The 17,621-nt window shown below is 58.1% G+C and carries 21 protein-coding genes and 1 other RNA gene; 8 read left to right on the forward strand and 14 right to left on the reverse strand.

The window, feature by feature from the left end; genetic code table 11:
* Positions 1–32: 32 nt before the first annotated feature.
* Together MWU39_RS03985 and MWU39_RS03990 are read right to left on the reverse strand one after the other, a co-directional pair.
* Positions 33–2,579, reverse strand: a complete 2,547-nt coding sequence (locus MWU39_RS03985) for an FtsX-like permease family protein (RefSeq protein ID WP_247160300.1) — start codon at positions 2,577–2,579, stop codon at positions 33–35.
* Positions 2,576–3,295 carry an ABC transporter ATP-binding protein gene (locus MWU39_RS03990; RefSeq protein ID WP_247160301.1) on the reverse strand — a complete coding sequence of 240 codons (720 nt, stop codon included), beginning with the start codon at positions 3,293–3,295 and terminating at the stop codon, positions 2,576–2,578. Before MWU39_RS03990 ends, MWU39_RS03985 begins: the two co-directional genes overlap by 4 nt.
* Positions 3,296–3,345: 50 nt before the next feature.
* Here MWU39_RS03990 and MWU39_RS03995 point away from each other — a divergent pair, with 50 nt between their 5' ends.
* On the forward strand, positions 3,346–4,119 hold the full coding sequence (locus MWU39_RS03995; protein WP_247158681.1) for an arylesterase: 774 nt from the start codon (positions 3,346–3,348) through the stop codon (positions 4,117–4,119).
* A 69-nt stretch (positions 4,120–4,188) separates the two neighbouring features.
* Complete coding sequence (locus MWU39_RS04000) at positions 4,189–5,196, forward strand: hypothetical protein (protein ID WP_247158682.1); 1,008 nt, start codon at positions 4,189–4,191, stop codon at positions 5,194–5,196.
* On the opposite strand, the gene recF is transcribed toward MWU39_RS04000, so the two are convergent.
* Positions 5,193–6,281 carry a DNA replication/repair protein RecF gene (gene recF / locus MWU39_RS04005; protein ID WP_247158683.1) on the reverse strand — a complete coding sequence of 363 codons (1,089 nt, stop codon included), beginning with the start codon at positions 6,279–6,281 and terminating at the stop codon, positions 5,193–5,195. The genes MWU39_RS04000 and recF overlap by 4 nt on opposite strands.
* Before the next feature lie 243 nt (positions 6,282–6,524).
* Between recF and MWU39_RS04010 the strand changes: the two genes are divergently transcribed.
* From MWU39_RS04010 to MWU39_RS04025, 4 genes are read left to right on the forward strand one after another with little or no spacing between them, the layout of a single operon-like run.
* Positions 6,525–6,638, forward strand: coding sequence for an enoyl-CoA hydratase (locus MWU39_RS04010; protein ID WP_247158684.1), 114 nt, complete (start codon positions 6,525–6,527; stop codon positions 6,636–6,638).
* A gap of 38 nt (positions 6,639–6,676) precedes the next feature.
* Positions 6,677–6,787, forward strand: a complete 111-nt coding sequence (locus MWU39_RS04015; protein WP_247158685.1) for an enoyl-CoA hydratase — start codon at positions 6,677–6,679, stop codon at positions 6,785–6,787.
* 37 nt (positions 6,788–6,824) lie between these two features.
* Positions 6,825–6,971, forward strand: coding sequence for a hypothetical protein (locus tag MWU39_RS04020; protein ID WP_247158686.1), 147 nt, complete (start codon positions 6,825–6,827; stop codon positions 6,969–6,971).
* Entirely contained in the window at positions 6,968–7,180 is a 213-nt protein-coding gene (locus MWU39_RS04025) for a PspC domain-containing protein (protein WP_247158687.1), read from the forward strand. The genes MWU39_RS04020 and MWU39_RS04025 overlap by 4 nt, the downstream gene beginning before the upstream one ends.
* Before the next feature lie 215 nt (positions 7,181–7,395).
* Here MWU39_RS04025 and MWU39_RS04030 read toward each other — a convergent pair whose 3' ends face one another.
* The 6 genes from MWU39_RS04030 to MWU39_RS04055 are packed head-to-tail and all read right to left on the reverse strand — an operon-like array spanning position 7,396 to position 11,447.
* Complete coding sequence (locus tag MWU39_RS04030; protein ID WP_247158688.1) at positions 7,396–8,190, reverse strand: SDR family oxidoreductase; 795 nt, start codon at positions 8,188–8,190, stop codon at positions 7,396–7,398.
* On the reverse strand, positions 8,187–8,768 hold the full coding sequence (locus MWU39_RS04035; protein WP_247158689.1) for an NUDIX hydrolase: 582 nt from the start codon (positions 8,766–8,768) through the stop codon (positions 8,187–8,189). Before MWU39_RS04035 ends, MWU39_RS04030 begins: the two co-directional genes overlap by 4 nt.
* A gap of 11 nt (positions 8,769–8,779) precedes the next feature.
* The gene (locus MWU39_RS04040; protein WP_247158690.1) at positions 8,780–9,454 is read right to left on the reverse strand and encodes a hypothetical protein; all 675 of its coding nucleotides are present in this window, start codon (positions 9,452–9,454) and stop codon (positions 8,780–8,782) included.
* Between the two features lie 3 nt (positions 9,455–9,457).
* Positions 9,458–10,321, reverse strand: coding sequence for a TPM domain-containing protein (locus tag MWU39_RS04045; RefSeq protein ID WP_247158691.1), 864 nt, complete (start codon positions 10,319–10,321; stop codon positions 9,458–9,460).
* Positions 10,318–10,839 carry a TPM domain-containing protein gene (locus MWU39_RS04050; RefSeq protein WP_247158692.1) on the reverse strand — a complete coding sequence of 174 codons (522 nt, stop codon included), beginning with the start codon at positions 10,837–10,839 and terminating at the stop codon, positions 10,318–10,320. The genes MWU39_RS04045 and MWU39_RS04050 overlap by 4 nt, the downstream gene beginning before the upstream one ends.
* A gap of 2 nt (positions 10,840–10,841) precedes the next feature.
* Positions 10,842–11,447 carry a LemA family protein gene (locus tag MWU39_RS04055; RefSeq protein ID WP_247158693.1) on the reverse strand — a complete coding sequence of 202 codons (606 nt, stop codon included), beginning with the start codon at positions 11,445–11,447 and terminating at the stop codon, positions 10,842–10,844.
* 176 nt (positions 11,448–11,623) lie between these two features.
* On the opposite strand from MWU39_RS04055, the gene mscL reads away from it, so the two are divergent.
* Both mscL and ssrA read left to right on the forward strand, forming a co-directional pair.
* Positions 11,624–12,052, forward strand: coding sequence for a large conductance mechanosensitive channel protein MscL (gene mscL / locus MWU39_RS04060; protein ID WP_247158694.1), 429 nt, complete (start codon positions 11,624–11,626; stop codon positions 12,050–12,052).
* A 44-nt stretch (positions 12,053–12,096) separates the two neighbouring features.
* Positions 12,097–12,440: a transfer-messenger RNA gene (gene ssrA, locus MWU39_RS04065) on the forward strand.
* 228 nt (positions 12,441–12,668) lie between these two features.
* Here ssrA and MWU39_RS04070 read toward each other — a convergent pair.
* The 5 genes from MWU39_RS04070 to MWU39_RS04090 all read right to left on the reverse strand — a co-directional run bounded on the left by MWU39_RS04070 (position 12,669) and on the right by MWU39_RS04090 (position 17,513).
* A complete protein-coding gene (locus tag MWU39_RS04070; protein ID WP_247158695.1) occupies positions 12,669–13,568 on the reverse strand; it encodes an acyltransferase in 900 nt (299 codons plus the stop codon).
* A 102-nt stretch (positions 13,569–13,670) separates the two neighbouring features.
* Positions 13,671–13,925, reverse strand: coding sequence for a hypothetical protein (locus MWU39_RS04075; RefSeq protein ID WP_247158696.1), 255 nt, complete (start codon positions 13,923–13,925; stop codon positions 13,671–13,673).
* A gap of 119 nt (positions 13,926–14,044) precedes the next feature.
* On the reverse strand, positions 14,045–15,298 hold the full coding sequence (locus tag MWU39_RS04080) for an N-succinylarginine dihydrolase (RefSeq protein ID WP_247158697.1): 1,254 nt from the start codon (positions 15,296–15,298) through the stop codon (positions 14,045–14,047).
* Positions 15,295–16,311, reverse strand: coding sequence for an arginine N-succinyltransferase (locus MWU39_RS04085; RefSeq protein WP_247158698.1), 1,017 nt, complete (start codon positions 16,309–16,311; stop codon positions 15,295–15,297). The genes MWU39_RS04080 and MWU39_RS04085 overlap by 4 nt, the downstream gene beginning before the upstream one ends.
* Positions 16,308–17,513 carry a hydrolase gene (locus MWU39_RS04090; protein WP_247158699.1) on the reverse strand — a complete coding sequence of 402 codons (1,206 nt, stop codon included), beginning with the start codon at positions 17,511–17,513 and terminating at the stop codon, positions 16,308–16,310. Before MWU39_RS04090 ends, MWU39_RS04085 begins: the two co-directional genes overlap by 4 nt.
* Between the last annotated feature and the right edge of the window lie 108 nt (positions 17,514–17,621).

Raw genomic sequence — 17,621 nt, forward strand, 5'->3', positions numbered from 1 at the left:
TAGAGCTCCGCCCTTTTTCGTTTCAGCCAGTCTTAGAGTTCGCGGAGCGCTTGTGCTGGTTTCGCCTGCAACAATGGCAGCGAGCCGCCGAGCGCAAAGGCGAGCACCATAAAGAGGCCTAGGCCGAGCACGGCGAGCACTTCGCCCCAATTGGGCAGCCAGTCAAACTCGAACAGCTGGGTGATAATTACCCATGCAAGGCCTGAACCCAGACCAAGCGCGACCAGAGCAAGCGCGAGGGCGATCAAACCATACTCGGCTAGCTGCATCATCAGAATCTGCCGTCTGCTTGCGCCAAGAACGCGCAATACAACGGTATCGTATGTCCGCGATGCGCGGGCAGCGGCAATTGCTCCCATCAGAACTGCGAGACCGGCGAGTACGGCAACAGCGGCTGCGGCCAATGTCGCCAAGCTGACTTGTTGCAGAATGGTCCGCGCCTCCAGCAATACTTCGCCAACTTCAACAACCGAAGTGGAGGGGAACTGCTGGACCATTTCGCGAAGCATCGCACCCTGCGCAACCGGATCCGCCCCATCGGGCAGATCTATGGTCGCGGAAAGGTTATGCGGGGCGTCTGAAATGGCATTGCGTGAAAAAACCATGGTGAAGTTGAAACCCATGCTTTCCCAGTCGATCTCGCGGATATTGGCGATGCGCACATCGCGCTCTGTGCCGAGAATTCCGATGGTGAGATAGTCACCAACGCCAAGATCAACCGCACGGGCAAAGTCAGCGTCAATCGACACCAAGCCTTCGCCATCATGCGCGGCATCCCACCATTCGCCATCCGTCACCCGGTTACCTTGAGGCAGTGTGTCGGCATAGGTGATACCGCGCTCGCCATTGAGCATCCATGCGCCTTCGGGCAATTCTTCGAGATCGGCGACGCGGGTCATGTCGCCTTTAGGGCCAAACGCCAGGACTGCGCCGCGTAAAGTCGGCACAGCGCGGATTGTTGCGCCGTCAAAACGGGATGTGACCAGACCTTTAAACTCGTCTTCCTGCTCAACCGGCACGTCGAGCACGAAATAGTCCGGTGCTTCCTGCGGTACATTGGTCTGAATATTGCCGTCGAGCGCCGATTGCACCGCTGCGAGCAGCACAAAGGCGGCGAGCCCAAAGCCAAGCGCAGTCACCAGCGCCCCGGTGGGAGCGCCTGGGCGGTGAATATTGGACAGAGCCGAGCGCAGGAGCGGGTTGGAAGGACGGGGCAATTTGCGGGCGACAAACTGGATGAGGAAGCCGAGACCCGCGAGAAGGATCAATGCGCCGCCTGCACCGAGCAGGAAACCGCCGGATAGGAGGGGTTGATCTGTCGTGATCATAGCCAGCGCGCAGATGGCGAGAATGCCAAGCGCAGTCGCAGCCAATGCGCGCTTGTCCCGCGACAGCGGGGTAACGCGAGAACGCATCAGCGCCATCGCCGGATAGGATCGCGCGCGCAGCAAAGGCGCAGCGGCAAAGGCAAATGCTACGAGTAGGCCATAAGATGCGGCGAGGATCAGCGGGGCGGGCTCAATGATAAATCCGCTTTCGACGGGGAGTAGCCCTTGCAAGGCAGAGCCGAGCAGCGGTGTGATAAGCACGCCCACGGCAAGCCCCGCTATGCTACCGATAATGGCGGCCACGGCGATTTGCAGCGTATAGATGCGCACAATATCGCGCGATGATGCGCCGAGCACCTTAAACGTCGCGATGCTGGCGCGGCGTTGATCGAGATAAGACGATACGCCGCCCGCAATACCGATACCTGCAATCACTAGGGCAGCGAGGCCGACCAGCGTCAGAAAGTCGCTCATCTGCCGCACAAAGCGGTCTGCACCCGGAGATGCGCGGTCGCGGCTGCGGAAATCGAAGCCGGCATTCGGAAATTCTTCGGTCAACGCCTCTTCGACGGTTTCCGGGTCAGCGGATTGGTTGTCAAAAGCGATCCGGTATTTGCTTTGATAGAGCGATCCGGGCGCAAGCAGTCCGCCATCCAGCGGCACTTGCTCGGCAACAATTACAGTCGGGCCGAGCTGGAAACCCTCCGACAGGCGATCCGGTTCGTTCTCGATCACTCCCGCAGCGGTCAGCTCGACAGTGCCAACGCGGAAAGTATCGCCGACTTGGATGTCGAGCCGGTCAAGCGCGCCCTGCGCCAGATAAGCGTCAGTCGCCGTCGGAGCACCCGTTTCGGTGCCGTCAGCCAGCGTCAGCGTGCCATAGAGCGGCCATTTCTCATCGACCGCCTTCAGCTCAACCGGAGCCGCGCGGCCATCATCGCCGTCAGTTGTGGCCATAGCCTGCAAGCGGGTGCCGCCTGAGTAGGTGCCGTATTCGGCCAGCGCGTCTTTTTCGTCCGTGTTGAGATCACGTTGCCAAACCTCGACTTCGAGATCGCCGCCGAGCAGTTCTTGACCGCTGGACTCAAGCTCGCTTTCGATCGCTGCTGTCAGCGTGCCAATGGCTGCGAGAGCGCCCGTGCCGAGGAAGATGCACACGAGCAGTAGGCGCAGCCCCTTAAAGCGCGCATTGAGATCGCGCTTGGCAATCTGCCACGCGCCGCTCCAGCCAAGGCTGCCGACATCGCTCATGCGGCGGCGTTCTTCGTATCGGAAACGATCACGCCGTCCGCCATCGTCAGCACGCGCTCGCATTTCTCGGCGAGGCTGGCGTCATGAGTGATGATCAACAGGGTCGCGCCCGATGCTTTGCGGCGTTCGAACAGCAATTTGACGATCTCTTCGCCAGTTGTGACGTCGAGATTGCCTGTCGGTTCGTCGGCAAAGATAAGTTCGGGGCGCGGCGCGATGGCGCGGGCTATGGCAACGCGCTGTTGCTCGCCGCCGGAAAGCTGCGTGGGGTAATGGCCGATGCGGTGACCAAGGCCAACGGCTTCCAACTCTGCAATCGCACGCGGTTGTGCATCATCAGAGCCAGCCAGTTCCATCGGGGTCGCAACATTCTCTGCCGCGGTCATGGTCGGAAGCAGGTGGAACGCCTGAAGCACGATGCCGATGCGGCCACGCCGCGCCTGCGCCAGGCCATCCTCGTCCATTCCGGCGAAATCGGCGCCAGCGACATTCAACGTACCGCCACTCGCCCGTTCAAGGCCCGAAAGAACCGCCATAAGCGAACTTTTGCCCGAGCCAGACGGGCCGAGCAGGGCAACGACCTCGCCTTTGGCAATATCGAGATCGATACCGCGCAAAATGTCCACCGGAGCTTGCGCGCTGCCGAGGGTCAAGGTGAGGTTACGGGCGGAGATGGCGGGGGAAGCGCCAGAAGAAGTATTGGTCACAGACACCAGATGGCATAGGGGAGGGCAGTCAACAAGATACCCAACCGATGGATTGATAGATGCACGAGAGCGCTTGGTCGAAAACGAAACAGATACTGCGTCACACAGTGGCGATTGCGTCGCTGCCATTGGTTTTGGCGGCGTGCAGTGAGAACGCCGATGATGGCCAGGCGGTTCCCGGAGCGGGCACTTCGCGGGTTGAGACTGAATTGCCGGCCATTCCTGTCATGGGGCCAGAGGTGAATGTGCTTGCCTTCGGGAACAGCCTGTTTGCCGGATACGGCCTGAAAGATGGCGAGAGCTATCCGGCTAAATTGGAGCGAGCGCTGCGATCCAAGGGTGTGAATGCAGTCATCGCAAATGCCGGAGTTTCCGGCGATACAACGGCGGCGGGCCTCGATCGGTTGGAGTTCACGCTGGACGCGCAAGAGACAAAGCCTGATCTGTTTATTCTGGAGCTGGGCGGCAATGATCTGCTGCGCGGTCTTTCGCCTGCGGAAACGCGCGCCAACTTCGTTGCGATGCTCGATGAGCTGAAAGAGCGGGACATTCCCGTCCTGTTGATGGGCATGCGCGCGCCGCCCAACTATGGCCCGGAATATCAGGCCGATTTTGACGCGCTCTATGGTGAGCTGGCTCGGGAATATGGCGCGCAGTTGATTCCGTTCTGGCTCGAAGACATTTATGAAGATCCGACACTGTTCCAGAGCGACCGCATTCACCCGTCAGCCGAAGGAATCGAAGCGCTCGTTGCTTCTACGCTTGATCAGGTTGAGAACGCATTGCCTGTATCTGACAATCTTGAGCCCGTGGCGGCAGAGCCAACGCAATAAGTGTTTCGCCTGCTGACCGTCTTAGCTTTGTCCTTGTGCCTAGCATTTCCAGCCAGAGCAGAGGTACGGTTGTCGATTGAATACAGCGAGACTGCCGATCTTTTTTCAATGATGGACCACGTGAGTGGTTGGTGGGACGGTTTCACCCATCCGCGATATCGCTCGGAGTGGGAGACGCGCTTTGGCTGGTCCGAGGATGATCAGCAGTGGGCGGACCGTTACCGCGAATACCGCCGCCGGACATATCAGGGCGAGACCCAAAGCGGAGATATAGCGACCTCGCCAAACGGTCTGTTTGCATCCAGCGAAACCGATTCCGCAGGCAGCGATCCACTTGCCGCTTTTATGCTGGCGCAGCCTGATATTGAAACCGCGCTGCGCGAGTTTGAGCGATCACTTGGCCGCAAAGATGCAGCAATGCTGCGCGGGTTTTACAATCATTTCAGGCCGAAATGGCGTGAGCTGTTAGCGGAAAGCCGGGTGCTGGTCCCGCATGCACAGGCGCTTTCAGCGCTTTTGGAACAAGCCAATCTCCAACCTTTCATCACCCGTGTTAGCCGATTTTACCAAGCACCTATCGACGGTGAGTTCCGGGTGCTGTTTACTCGTTTTCCGACTGGCACCGAAAGCTCAGCGGCGGTGATCGAGGGAAAAACTTTGCTTTTGCATTCGCCAGTCAATTTGGCTTTTGATCAGGGCGATTGGGACACAATCGTCATGCATGAGCTGGTCCACTACATCTCTTCGCGTCAGCCGGATTCCGCGAAACGCGACATGAGCGACAGGTTCCTTGCGCGGTGTTCGATCCCACAAGGGGGGCAACGCTATTGGATGATCGAAGAACCTTTGGCTGTCGCGGTTGGACAGGCCGCGTATTCGCACTTTGTGAATGGCGAACCGCTTAATCGTAAGTCCAATTGGTATTCTGTTCCTTGGGTCGATCTGATCGCACGATCCCTTGAGGTGAGCGTGATCCAAGCTCTGGAAGCGGAAGTGACATTGGCTGAAACGTCGATTGTCGAGGAAGCGACAAATCGATGCCGTGATCTGGCAACCTTGATTTCGCCTGCGTCTTAAAGGCGTTCTAGGGAGCCTCCGCTCACCCGCCAGATGGCCGCTTCGCTTTCAATACCAGCGAAGGGGGCCATTTCCGTGCCGGTCATCCACACTTGCGCTTTGCCTTGGCCAAGTCTGCGGAACAATTCTGTCCGCCGGACTGGGTCGAGATGCGCGGCGACTTCATCGAGCAGCAATACGCTGGGCCGTCCTGTTGAGGCAAGGATGCCATGCGCGAGGGTGATGGCGATCAACATCGCTTTTTGCTCGCCAGTGGAGCACGAAGCCGCTGGAACACCGCTGGAGGCCATGATCACTTCCAGCTCGTCGCGATGAGGGCCGGAAAGCGCGCGGCCAGCGGCGCGGTCTCTAGGACGGGCGCGGGCAAGTTCCGCAAGCAATTCGGCGACATCGGTCGGGCCGCCGGGGCGATAGGTCAGGATTGGACGGGCAAAGGGTTCTGGCGGAAGTGCTGAGAGTTCATCCACCAGCATAGCGATCAGCCGGGCGCGGTTTTGCGCGACCACCGTGCCGTGCTGCGCGACCTGAGCCTCGACCGCATCCAGCCAGCGGGCTTCACCACCCGTTTCGAGCAGCTTATTGCGTTCGCGCAGCGCGTTTTCGAGAGCCGTCACGTTCTTCGCGTGACCGGGTTCAACCGCAAGTGTCATCCGATCCACAAAGCGGCGGCGTGCGCCCGCACTGTCGGTGAACAGTCCGTCCATCGCCGGGGTGAGCCATGAAACGGCGTGCCATTCGGAAAGCGCGCTGGCGCTCGCTTCGGCTCCGTTTATGCGCACAAGGCGGCGGGTAGGGCGCTCTGCTTCTGTATACGTACCTATCCGCGCGGAGGTCTGGCCTTGCTCGATCAGGCTTGCTCCGATGGCGAATGCGCCCGTCTCTGCATCGGGATCAGGTTTGCGGGCGAGATCGCCAAGGCTGGCGCGGCGCAATCCGCGCCCGGGGCTCAACAGAGACAGCGCCTCCAGCACATTGGTTTTCCCAGCGCCGTTCTCCCCCACCAGCAGATTGAAATGCGCCGTATCCGAAAGCTCGGAAGCTGCGTGATTGCGAAAGTTCTGAAGGGTGATCTTGGTCAGCGCCATGGGAAGAACGGAGGTAGCATGTGGCGGCGCAAAGGCCAGACTTGGCATTCAGGAAATCACCGATCCTAACACATGGCGCAAATTCCCAAATGTTCGGATTTGTTAACCTAGTGTTCACCTTGTCAAATCTTGTAAACCGCAGAATTCTGCCATTTTTCGAGTTTGGCACACCTCCTGCAATGTATCGGGTGTCCCCAAGGAATGGCCTGAAGGACACCGAAACAACCCAATAGGAGACCAATTATGTACGCCCAAGACCTTTCAAACCGCTTTGCCGCAGCAGCCTTCTCGGTAGCAATCTCGGCAGCATTCTTCGCTTACGCAATCATCCCCGCCAGCCCTTCGCTGATGGTCTGATCTTCAAATCAACCCCCAAACTTAAAGGTACCCCAACCATGTTAAACTCTGACACCACAAGCCGCCTGTTCGCAGCCGCTTTCTCAGTGATCCTCTCTACCGGCGTTTTTGCATACGCAATCATCCCCGGCAGCCCCGTGATCGCCTGATCCGAATTCAACCAAAACAAGAAAAGGAAATATCAAAATGTACACGTTCTTCGACCTCGGTAACGCAGCCAGCGCTCGTTTCGCGGCCGGTGCCGGCGCGATGATCGTCACCGCCATATTGATGGCAACCGCAATTATCCCCGCTAGCCCAGCCACCGTTCAAGTTATTGGAGCCTTCGCATGAGCAAACTGACAAAGAATAATGGCGGCGCGCCGCAGACCGGATACCGTCTTGATAAGCACAACGCCAAACTGTTCGGCGTATGCTCGGGACTTGCCAACCTGACAGATATTGATGCGACCATCTGGCGTATCGGACTTGTCATCGCGACCCTTCTGGGTGTTGGCCTGACCATTCCGATCTATCTCGCAGTCGCTTTGATCGCAGACTGACACGCGCAGCAGAAGACAAAGCGGAACTCGGTTTTTCGGACCGCTGCGCAACCGATCTGTACAAACCGGGAGGGGCCAAACGGCCCCTCTTTCTGTTTTTCCGCAGCCCATCCGGGCTGCGAAATCCTCGCTCTCGCGGCTTTCAGCCGCTTCGCTGCGGGCGGGCGGTCGCCCTTGCGGGCCTATCAGGCTCGGCCACAACAAACCGGCGCAAACTACATGGCGCTGATGCCGCCATCGAGCTTGAGCTCTGCGCCCGTCATAAAGCGGCTTTCATCGCTCGCCAGATAGACGACTGCGTTCGCGATATCGTTTGGCTCACCCACAAACCGCAACGGAATTTGCCGCGCGAGCTTGTCCATCAACACGTTCTTATCGAGCTGGTGCGCTTTGGCGGTGCCATCGAGGATCGGCGTGTCGACAAAGGTCGGATGCACCGAATTGCTGCGGATCTGCATGTTCTTCTTCGCGCAGTGGAGCGCGATCGATTTCGACAGCATCCACACAGCCGCTTTCGAAGCGTTGTAAGCGGGCATGGTATCGCTGGCGATCAGACCGGCGATGCTGGAGATGTTGATGATCGAACCCGGCGCGTGTTCACGCATCAGCGGCAGAGCTTTCTGACAACCGTGGAAAATGGAATCGACATTGATCGAGAAACACCGCTGCCAATCGCCGAAATCGCATTCTTCGATGTTGCCGGGAACGCCGATACCGGCATTGTTCACCAGCACATTGAGCCCGCCCATACCTTCGCGGGCTGCGTCGACAGCGGCTTCCCAGCTAGAGGGATCAGTGACGTCATGCTGCGCTGAAAACGCGGTGCCTGCGCCCATTTCCGCATTGACGATCTCGGCTGTCTCCGCCGCGCCTTCGCCGTTAATATCGGTTGCAAGAACGCGAGCGCCCTCTTGAGCAAGCCGGATGCAGTGCGCGCGGCCAAGCCCTTGCGCGCCGCCAGTTACCAGAGCGAGTTTGCCTTTGCAGCGTTGGGGTCGCGGTGATGTCATTTGAGTTCCTCTCCAAGATATTCGGGTGTTAGCAGCATCGCTATCCGCACATCGACCGCGTGGCCAGCCTTTCGCCATTCGGCAACAAAGCGGGACAGGTCGGACAGCGCGATGCGGTGCACGTTGATATTTTCATCGGGCAGCCCGCCGCCGTCGCTGACTTTGGTCAGATTGGTGGCGCGGAGCAGGGTAAAGCATTCGGATACCATGCCGGGCGAAGAGTAAAACTCACCCAAGACATCTAGAGTGCCGGCGCGGTATCCGGTTTCCTCTTCAAGCTCGCGCGCGGCGGCTTCGCTGGCATGCTCGCCTTCGCCGCCATCGTCGTCACCGACGAGGCCAGCAGGAATTTCGAGGCAAAAGCGGGAGAGCGGGACGCGGTATTGGCTGACCAAGATGACGTGGCGCGTGCCGTCCGCATCTTCATCTATGGCGATGATCGCGGCGGCGCGAATTCCGCGTGCGCGGCCAACATATTCCCATCGCCCGCGCGTCTTGGCCGTGATGAATCGACCTTCCCAGCGGGTTTCTTCGGGTTTGTCTGCGTCGGCATCGCGCACAAATTCGGAATTGCTCATGAAGAGCAGCCCTAGACTTCGATCAGCCGATCCGGAAGCTCATTCTCGTCATCGTCGGCGCGCGGGAAATGCTGTGAGAGGACAAAGCCGACATCGCGCACGCCCACGGCTAGACCTTCTGCGATATTGCCCTGTTTGATCTCGATCAGCATGTCGCCCATCGCTTCGCCCCACACTTCGGGCGGGACCAGCGCCGCGATCGGTTCGTCCGCGACGATTTCAGCCCGGTGCTCTGACATGGAGAGGTAGATCAACACACCCGTGCGGCCATGTGTGCGGCGTTCTGCGCCGACTTTGAAATGCTTGATCGCCTGACCATGAACCCTTGATGTCTTAACCAGCGATGGAATGGCCAGGAATTTGAGCGGCTGCCACATCTGCACCAGCAGGATGGTCACAAACGTGATGAGGCCCAATGCGATGGTCATGCTGGCCAGTTCGCCAATCGACCATTCGCGTCCCCAGCCGCCGATCAGACCGTCCCAGAAATCAAGGAATGGTTGGGGCAGGGCGGCAAAGATGCTCATCGCTGTAAAGCTGCCCGCGAGTGCCCACCACAGGGCGACATCGGTATAGCCGTCGCTGCTATCGGCCAGCACTGTCAGGATTTCGCCAGAAGTACCAAGCTCCGCTTCGCCTACTGCGTCGGAGACCAGCTTGTGTTGTTCTTGATTGAGATAGCCCATGGTTCACCAGCCTCCTGAGGCGCCACCGCCCCCGAATGATCCGCCGCCGCCGGAAAAGCCTCCGCCGAAGCCTCCGCCACCGCTAAAGCCGCCGCCTCCACCGCCGCCGCGCATTGCGCCGCGAGCGATCGCGCTGCCTACTTCCCAAAGGATGATGTCGCCAGCGGTGTCTTTCCAATCACGATCGCGGCCCCGATCGCGCTTGCCCCAAGGACCATCGCCCTTCGAACGGTACTTCCGCCCGCGGCCGCGCCGGATCATTGGCATGACAATGATGAAGAACAGAAAACCGAGCCAGACCAGCGTGCCTATCGGAATGCCGCCCTTATAGGTTGAATTGCTGCGCTTCTGTCCGGCAGCTTGCGCCACTTGGCGGGCTTCTTCGGGTGGAAGCTGGAGCTGGGTGATTATTGCATCTGCCCCTGCGGCAATCCCGCCCGGATAATCGTCTGCGCGAAATCGCGGCAGGATCGCATTCTGGATGATAACGGAGGAGAGCGCGTCGGTCAGCGTACCTTCGAGGCCATAGCCGACTTCGATGCGGACTTTGCGCTCATTCGGAGCAACCAACAGAAGCGCGCCGTCATTGCGCTCTTCATCGCCAAGACCCCATGCACGGCCAAGCTGATACCCGTAGTCGGAGATCTCGTAATCCTGAAGGCTGGGTACAGTCGCTACGACCAATTGGCGCTGGGACTGCGTCTCGAGCGCCTCCAATTTCGCGTTTAGCTGCGCTTCGACGTCGGCCGGGATAATGTCGGCGTTGTCAACAACGCGCCCTGTAAGCTCAGGAAATTCAGGTTGCGCAGCGATCGGTGACGCGAAAAGCGCGGCTATGGCTGCAAGCAGGATAGCTAGCTTTTTCATGCGGCCTCTTTCAATTCTTGTGGTGCCAATTCGATGATCAGGCTGTCGACGCCTTTGATAACGCCGACCGTGAAATCACCAGTTCGAAAACTCGGCAACAGATCATTTTCGATAATACGGGCTGCCTCGTCGTTGGTGACGACTTTCTCAAGTCCAGATCCAACTTCGATCCGCACTTTCCGTTCGTTTGGAGCAACCAGCAAGAGCAGTCCGTCATCGCGCTCAACGCTGCCAAGTCCCCATGCATTTGCTAAGTCGAGTGAGTAGGTTTCGATGTCCCATCCTTCCAAGTCAGGCGTGGTCGCGACAACAAACTGGACTTGTGTGTCCTGCTCAAGCTGTCCCAGACGGCGGGTCAGATCGTGCTCGAATTGCTCATCAAACACATCTGCCGCATCAACCACTTGCCCGGTGAGTTCCAGCGCAGGCGTAACCGGTGGAAGCTGGACCTCTTCCGCTCCCGCCGAGCATCCTGCGATCAGGAGCGCAGCGAAAGCGGCAATGAAGGGTCGCGGCACGTTTATGAGTTTGCCGTCAGATCAAGCTCTGGCGCTTCTTCAGCACCTTCGGTCACTGCCGAGTATGGAACCAGCGGGTCCGCACCGTGGATGATGTTCGCGCCGATCGTGTCGGGGAAGGTCCGGATGGTGGTGTTATATTTGCGAACCGCTTCGTTGTAGTCGCGGATCGCGACCGAAATACGGTTCTCCGTGCCTTCAAGCTGACTTTGCAGTGCGAGGAAGTTCTGGTTTGACTGGATCGTCGGATAGGCTTCAAAGCTTGCGAGCAGGCGCCCCAAACCTTGGCTCAATTGGCCTTGTGCCTGAGCCAGTTCTGCCATTTTCGTCTCGTCACCCAGATCATCGGCGCTGACTTGTACCGATGTTGCGCGGGCGCGGGCTTCTGTCACTTCGGTGAGGATGCCGCGCTCGTTTTCGGCGGCACCGCGCGCGACTTCGGCAAGGTTGGGGATCAGGTTGGCGCGGCGTTGGAACTGCGCTTCGACATCGGCCCATTTCGCCTTGGCTTCTTCTTCGGCTGCGGGCACCGAGTTGATGCCGCAGGCGGCAAGCGAAAGCGATGCGGCTGCCACCAAAGCAGCGCGGGTAAGTGTCTTCAGATTCATGTGTGTCCCTCCAAATGGCGCGAGCGTGTCCGTTACGAGAGCCGCGCTAACGTCCTGTATTGTATATATAGCACACCTCGAACCGCTTTCAAGAAGTGTAAACTTGGTTACCAATCGCTTGGCATTCGCGCGCTGACCTGCAAAATAGGGGAGCGGGATCAATTTAGGGGATCGAAATGCTTACAGAATTCAAGGAATTTATTGCCAAGGGCAACGTGATGGAACTGGCCGTCGCGGTGATTATCGCAGGCGCCTTTGCCGTTATCGTGTCGTCATTGACGGCCGATGTTATCATGCCGCTGGTCGGTGCGATCTTTGGTGATGTTGATTTCAGCAGCAAATACATCGTGCTGTCGGGCGAAGTCGAAGCGGGCATGTCATTGGAAGCGGCCCGTGAAGCTGGCGCCAATGTGCTCGCTTGGGGCGCATTCGTGACCACCATTATCAACTTCATCATCCTCGCCTTCATCATCTTCATGCTGGTTCGCTACGCCAACAAGGCGCAGGCGAGCTTTGAAAAGCCTGCAGAAGATACGCCGGCTGAGCCAGAAGGCCCTACCGAGATCGAACTGTTGACGGAAATCCGTGACGCTTTGAAAAAATAATATCGTGATCGCCGCGGTCTAAGGGTCGCGCGCGGCACCGCGATACACTTCACATTAAGCGGGCAGGGTCTATATAGGCCCTGCCCGTTTTTGCGGGATATGGCGATAAATTGCTGCGTGCAATAGGTACAACGGACCCGGGGGCAGTACCCGGCGTCTCCACCATAACCCTCTTATAAAAGAGGATTTTGACGGGGACGAACTAGGATCGACGTGGACTGAAAAGCGTAGTTTTTGCCCGGGCTGAAAACCCCGTAAAACTGTTCATCTTTATAAGTGCAAACGATAACGAAGCACTCGCAATCGCTGCGTAATCTGACGGCCTAACGGCCTGATCTTACAAAGCTAAAGCGCGGTTGGACCGACCGGGCAACAGAACGGATTCCGGGGCTCCGGGGGTAGCTAGCAACAGAAACCCCCACCCTTATTGCTGCGGAATCGAGCCAGATGCTCCTCTTGGTGCAGCGGTCTTCGCCCTTCTGGAAAAGATGCGGGTAGCTAGCAACAGAAACCCCACCTCTTCTTTGGCCGCATTTCTCACATTTTCAATCGGCTGGAATCCATCGAAACTGTCTTGCTATGATGCGGACGGAAAACCGACCTTTGGAACCGATGGTCAGGCGGCTTTTACGAGCCGGGCAGTCTTTGCAGTCAACCAGCGGCGGACGGGCCGGTCAATATACCTGTCTAACAGGAAAGATGCGACCAGTACGATCGGCACACTGATCCATCCAAACAGCGCGACGATCGGCAAGTGGATGGCATAGAGTGGGTAACTGATATCGCCGCTGAGCTTTGCAAAACGTTTGGCGGGCAGCTCGATTATTGCCCCTGCGAGAACACAGGCGGGCAACAAAATTGTCAGTGCCAGAACCAACGGCAAATCAGCCCAGAATGTGAGCGCCACTGGCGCGATACAAACGAGCCATGCCCAATGGCTTTCGATCCGTTTCCCATACCGCTGGAATAACCAGTAAAGCGCAATTCCCGTCGTGAAGGTGAAAGTCAGACGGGCAAGGGCGAATTCCTGCCCATCCCATGTCATGCCGAGGCTACCCTGACCGGTCTGGACCAAGACACTGCACCAGATCAGGCCGGAACCAGCCCAAAACGGCAGCCACGCTTTCCAGCCGAAGCGGTACAGCAAACCAAACCCAATGCTCGCCAACAATTCATAGGCGACCGACCACAGGGCCGTGTTCATCGGGTAGAGCCGTTCGCTCGTCCAGTCGGGTACCAACAAAAGCGATGCCGGGTTACCCCCTCTGATCGCAAGGCCGACAAGAACGCCGGCAAGGAACATCGGATAAAGACGGATCAAGCGAATTCGGATGAAGTTCACCAGCTCGATCCGACCGCCATAGGCGTGACAGAGGACAAAGCCTGAGAGAATGAAAAACAGGTCCACGGCAAGGTAGCCGAGCGGATTTGGCCTGCTCGTATGATAGACCACGACGGCGAATGCCGCGAGCCCACGCATTGCATCGAGCGTATCAAAGCGGTTCGGAGAAGGCACTCAGAAAGCCGAAGTCATGCAGAGTGAAAGCATAAATTGTGCTTATGTCGAAAAATGACGGGCTGCAAACATCATGCCTGCTCTGTCATCAGGCACCGAATTCTATTCGGCGGATTGTTCGCTCGGCGCTCTCAATTCCTGAAGCTCTTTTTCCATTCTAAGCGCGTCCAGTATCTTCGCTCCGGCGAGGAACACCGCGCCGCTGGTGGCGAAGAAAAGCGCCCAGCCCCAATTGCCCGGATATTCTTCCAGATACGAAACGCCGCGCGACATCGCGCCAAGCGCCAAAGCATAGATAATCACGAAGGCTTCGAACCTGTTCTTGATTACAAACAGCCTTCCGATTTTCTTTAGCATGCGCGCTCCCTTGTTAACGTTTTCAACTGCAACACCTGTGCCAACACCGGAATGGTGCGGGTTGCACTGGTTAACGTGTCACAGACTGTAAACAGCCCCGACGCAGGAGCGCAAACGCGTTAACCCAATTCAGGGATAAGTAACGCGTCGAGTAGAGCCTGGCGTGCGGCCATCACAGTTTGCGCAAGGCTGTCTTTGCCAATATCGGCCGGATCGATTTGTTCGGGATAATGCGCGGCAATCGTCGATTCGAGCAAGTCGGCTTTCGCCTCGTCCAGCATGAAGCGCGGATCGACGGCCTCCGGATCGCACACGACGCGCAAGCGAAGGCAGGCGGGCCCGCCGCCATTGGCCATGCTTTGGCGTACATCCACGGGGACGACGTGCTTTATAGGACCGTTTCCGGCCATCATCCGCTCGCAATAGGCCCAAACGCTGCCGCTTTCGCGGCATTCTTCGGGCACGATCAGAGCCATGGTTCCGTCCGGTTGCGTCACCAGCTGCGCGTTGAACAGATAGGTGCGGATCGCTTCTTCGATGGAAACTGCATCGGATGGCACTTCGACCACTTCGAGAGCGGGGAAAGCGCTGCGGATCGCTTCATATGCGCCTGCTTGATCGGCGAAAGCTTCGGCATGGGTGAATAGGACCCGCTCGTTCGCGACAGATACGACATCATTATGGAAAGCGCCTGCTTCAATCGCGGCGGGGTTCTGTTCGATAAACACGCACTTCGCAGGGTCGAGGCCGTGTTGCCGCGCGACAAGGCGGCTGGATTGTTCGTGCTGGCGTGCGGGGAATTTCCCGCCGGGTCGGCCATATACGAACACTTCCACGCCTGCGCTGCCATGTCCTTCGCACAGGCGCATATGATTGGCCGCGCCTTCATCGCCGAATGTCATGGGCGCAATGCCATGGACGGTGAAGTGATCGCGATTGCCAAAGACGACTTCAAGCATGCGCTTGGTATCCGGCCATTCCTGCGCGCGGTGCAGCATTGTGACGAGATTCGCTGGTGTCAGGTGACACTTGCCGTCTTTGGTATCCGGGGCAGGGCTGACTGTGGCAGCATTGGCCGTCCACATGCTGGAAGCTGACCACGGCGCAGCGCGCAATGCAGCGGGCTCCGATCCGTCATAGGCGAGCGAGGCTGCCAGCGCGTTATTGGGGCGGGGCAGCGGCAGCAAAAATCCCTGCACGCCAAGCCGCGCGAGATTGCCGCGCATCTTGGCCACACCCTGAAGCGCGGCGGCTTTCGGATAGGACGGATCGCCTTTGTGGCTGGCGCTCGCGATATTGCCGAGGCTGAGGCCGGCATAATTGTGTGATGGGCCAACGATTCCGTCGAAGTTGATTTCTGTTAGGCTGCTCATCGCGCAACGCTCCATACCGTATCACCTTTGCCCACATCGAGAGCATCGGCAGCGGCCGAATCAATTGCAATCGTACCGTCCTCATTGAAGTGCCTTGCACCATAGCAGGCGCGGAATGTCTCAAGGCGACCGGTGGCAAGGATCGCGCGTTCCCCTTCGAGCAGATCGACGTCGGCAACCTTTGCCTCTTTGCTGTTCTTCACGCTGGTGACGTCATCCGTGCGAGCCACCATGCTTGGGCCGGCGTCGAAAATGTCGACATAGCCTTCGTAATGGAAACCTTCGTTTTCGAGCATCCGCATGGCTGCGCGGCCTGTCGGGTGAGGCACGCCAATCACGCTTTTGGCGTCATCGGATAGCATCGCGACATAGACCGGGTGCTTGGGCATCAGATCGGCGATAAACTGGTTGCCGTTGATCGCGTTGAAGTAATCCGCGTCCTGAAAACTCATGCCGAAGAAACGGCCCGCAACACCATCCCAAAACGGCGATCCGCCGCGCTCGTCAATAATCCCGCGCAGTTCGGCCAGAATGCGATCGGCAAAGCGTTTGCGGTGCATCGCGACGAACAGATACCGGCTGCGGGCGAGCAGCAGCCCTAGGCCGCCTGCGCGGTTATTTGGATGCAAGAACAAGCCGCCAACCTCGCTCGACCCTTCGAGATCGGTGACGAGGCTGAGCAATTCGGCGCGAACTGTGCGGTCCAATTCCTCGGAATACTGCGTCAGCGTGTTGAGGCGATAGGAATAGAACGGCCATTTCTGCCCGACTTTCGTCATCAACTGGCATGTGCCCGCGATTTTCTTTGTCTGGAGATTTTCCAGCACCAGCACGAATTGCTCATCCACCACTTCATCGCCAGTGTTGGCAAAGGCTTCTGCCGCGCGTTCCAGTTTTGAACCCAAAGCAGAGCGGTCTGGCGGGAGATTGGTAAATCCGCCTCCAGTCAGCTTCGCCATCTCATACAGATGCTCAAGGTCGGCAGGGCGCGCAGCGCGCAGGCGAAAGGTCAATTCACATCTCCGGCAAGCGCACCGTCGGCGATGCGCGAAAGGACTAGGGCAGACAGCGCGGCGCGCTCTTTCAGGCTGGGCACGATCAGGAATTCGTCGGCGGAATGGATGGACCCGCCGCGCACGCCCATCGTATCGACAACTGGTACGCCGCAGGCGGCAATGTTGTTGCCATCGCACACGCCGCCGGTTGATTTCCAGGCGATATGTTGGCCCAGCTCATCGCCGCATTCCTTGACCAGTTCGAACAGCCGCTGAGCGTTCTCATCGACTGGTTTCGGAGGGCGAGTGACACCGCCGTGGCGATGTGCGGTGACTTCGTGCGTGGTTTCAATCTCTGCGAGCAAGCTGTTGAGCGCGCTGTCAAAACCTTCCATCGCCTCGGTTGATTTGGGGCGAATATTGAAGCGCAAAACGACGTGATCCGGCACCACATTGTTGGGCCCGCCGCCTTCGAGCTTGGCAGGGTTCACAGAGATGTCTTCGCGCTCCATGCCTTTAAGGCGCAAGATTAGATCAGCCGCCGCGACGAGAGCATTGCGCCCTTCATGCGGATTCCGTCCAGCATGGGCTGATTTGCCTTTGATTGTGATCGAATAATTGCCCGTGCCCCCGCGTGCATGGGCGAGCGTTCCATCGGGCAGTGCAGCAGGTTCATAAGTAAGCGCAGCGAGTTTCCCGCGAGCCATTTCCGCTATCAAAGCCGAACTGCCGAGTGATCCGGTTTCTTCGTCTGAATTGATCAGAATGTCATAGCCAAGGGACGATGCTTTCCCGCTCGTTTCAAATGCTTTCAGCGCGTGCAGGATAATGGCGATACCACCCTTCATATCGGCCACGCCCGGCCCGTTCAGAACATCATATTCGAGCCAAGTTTGATCCTGAAACGGATGATCTTTGGAAAAGACCGTGTCCATATGCCCCGTGAAGAGCAGGCGCCGATTGGCCGTCGGGCGGACGCGGACGATCAGATGTTGACCATTCCCAATTGCAAATTCTTCGCCATCGGCGGCGATTCCTGTGACGGGTGCTGGATCGACCAATTCAATCTCGCCGGGCAGCACGGAAAACGCATCTGCGAGCATATCGGCTTGTTTTTTCAAACCCTCCAGATTGCCCGTACCGGTGTTGATTGCGCACCACGCCTGCACGTCATTCAGCATTGCAGTAGCGTCAATTTGATCGAGAATTTCAGGTTTCATATGTGACTACCTCTAGCGGGGGAATTGGACCTGTCCAACCCGTTGCAATCGACCTGTGAATTGGCCATATCGCATCTTGTCCTCCTCCCCAGGACCCTTTTCAGGAGT

This window comes from Erythrobacter sp. F6033 (assembly GCF_023016005.1).
GTDB lineage: Bacteria > Pseudomonadota > Alphaproteobacteria > Sphingomonadales > Sphingomonadaceae > Erythrobacter.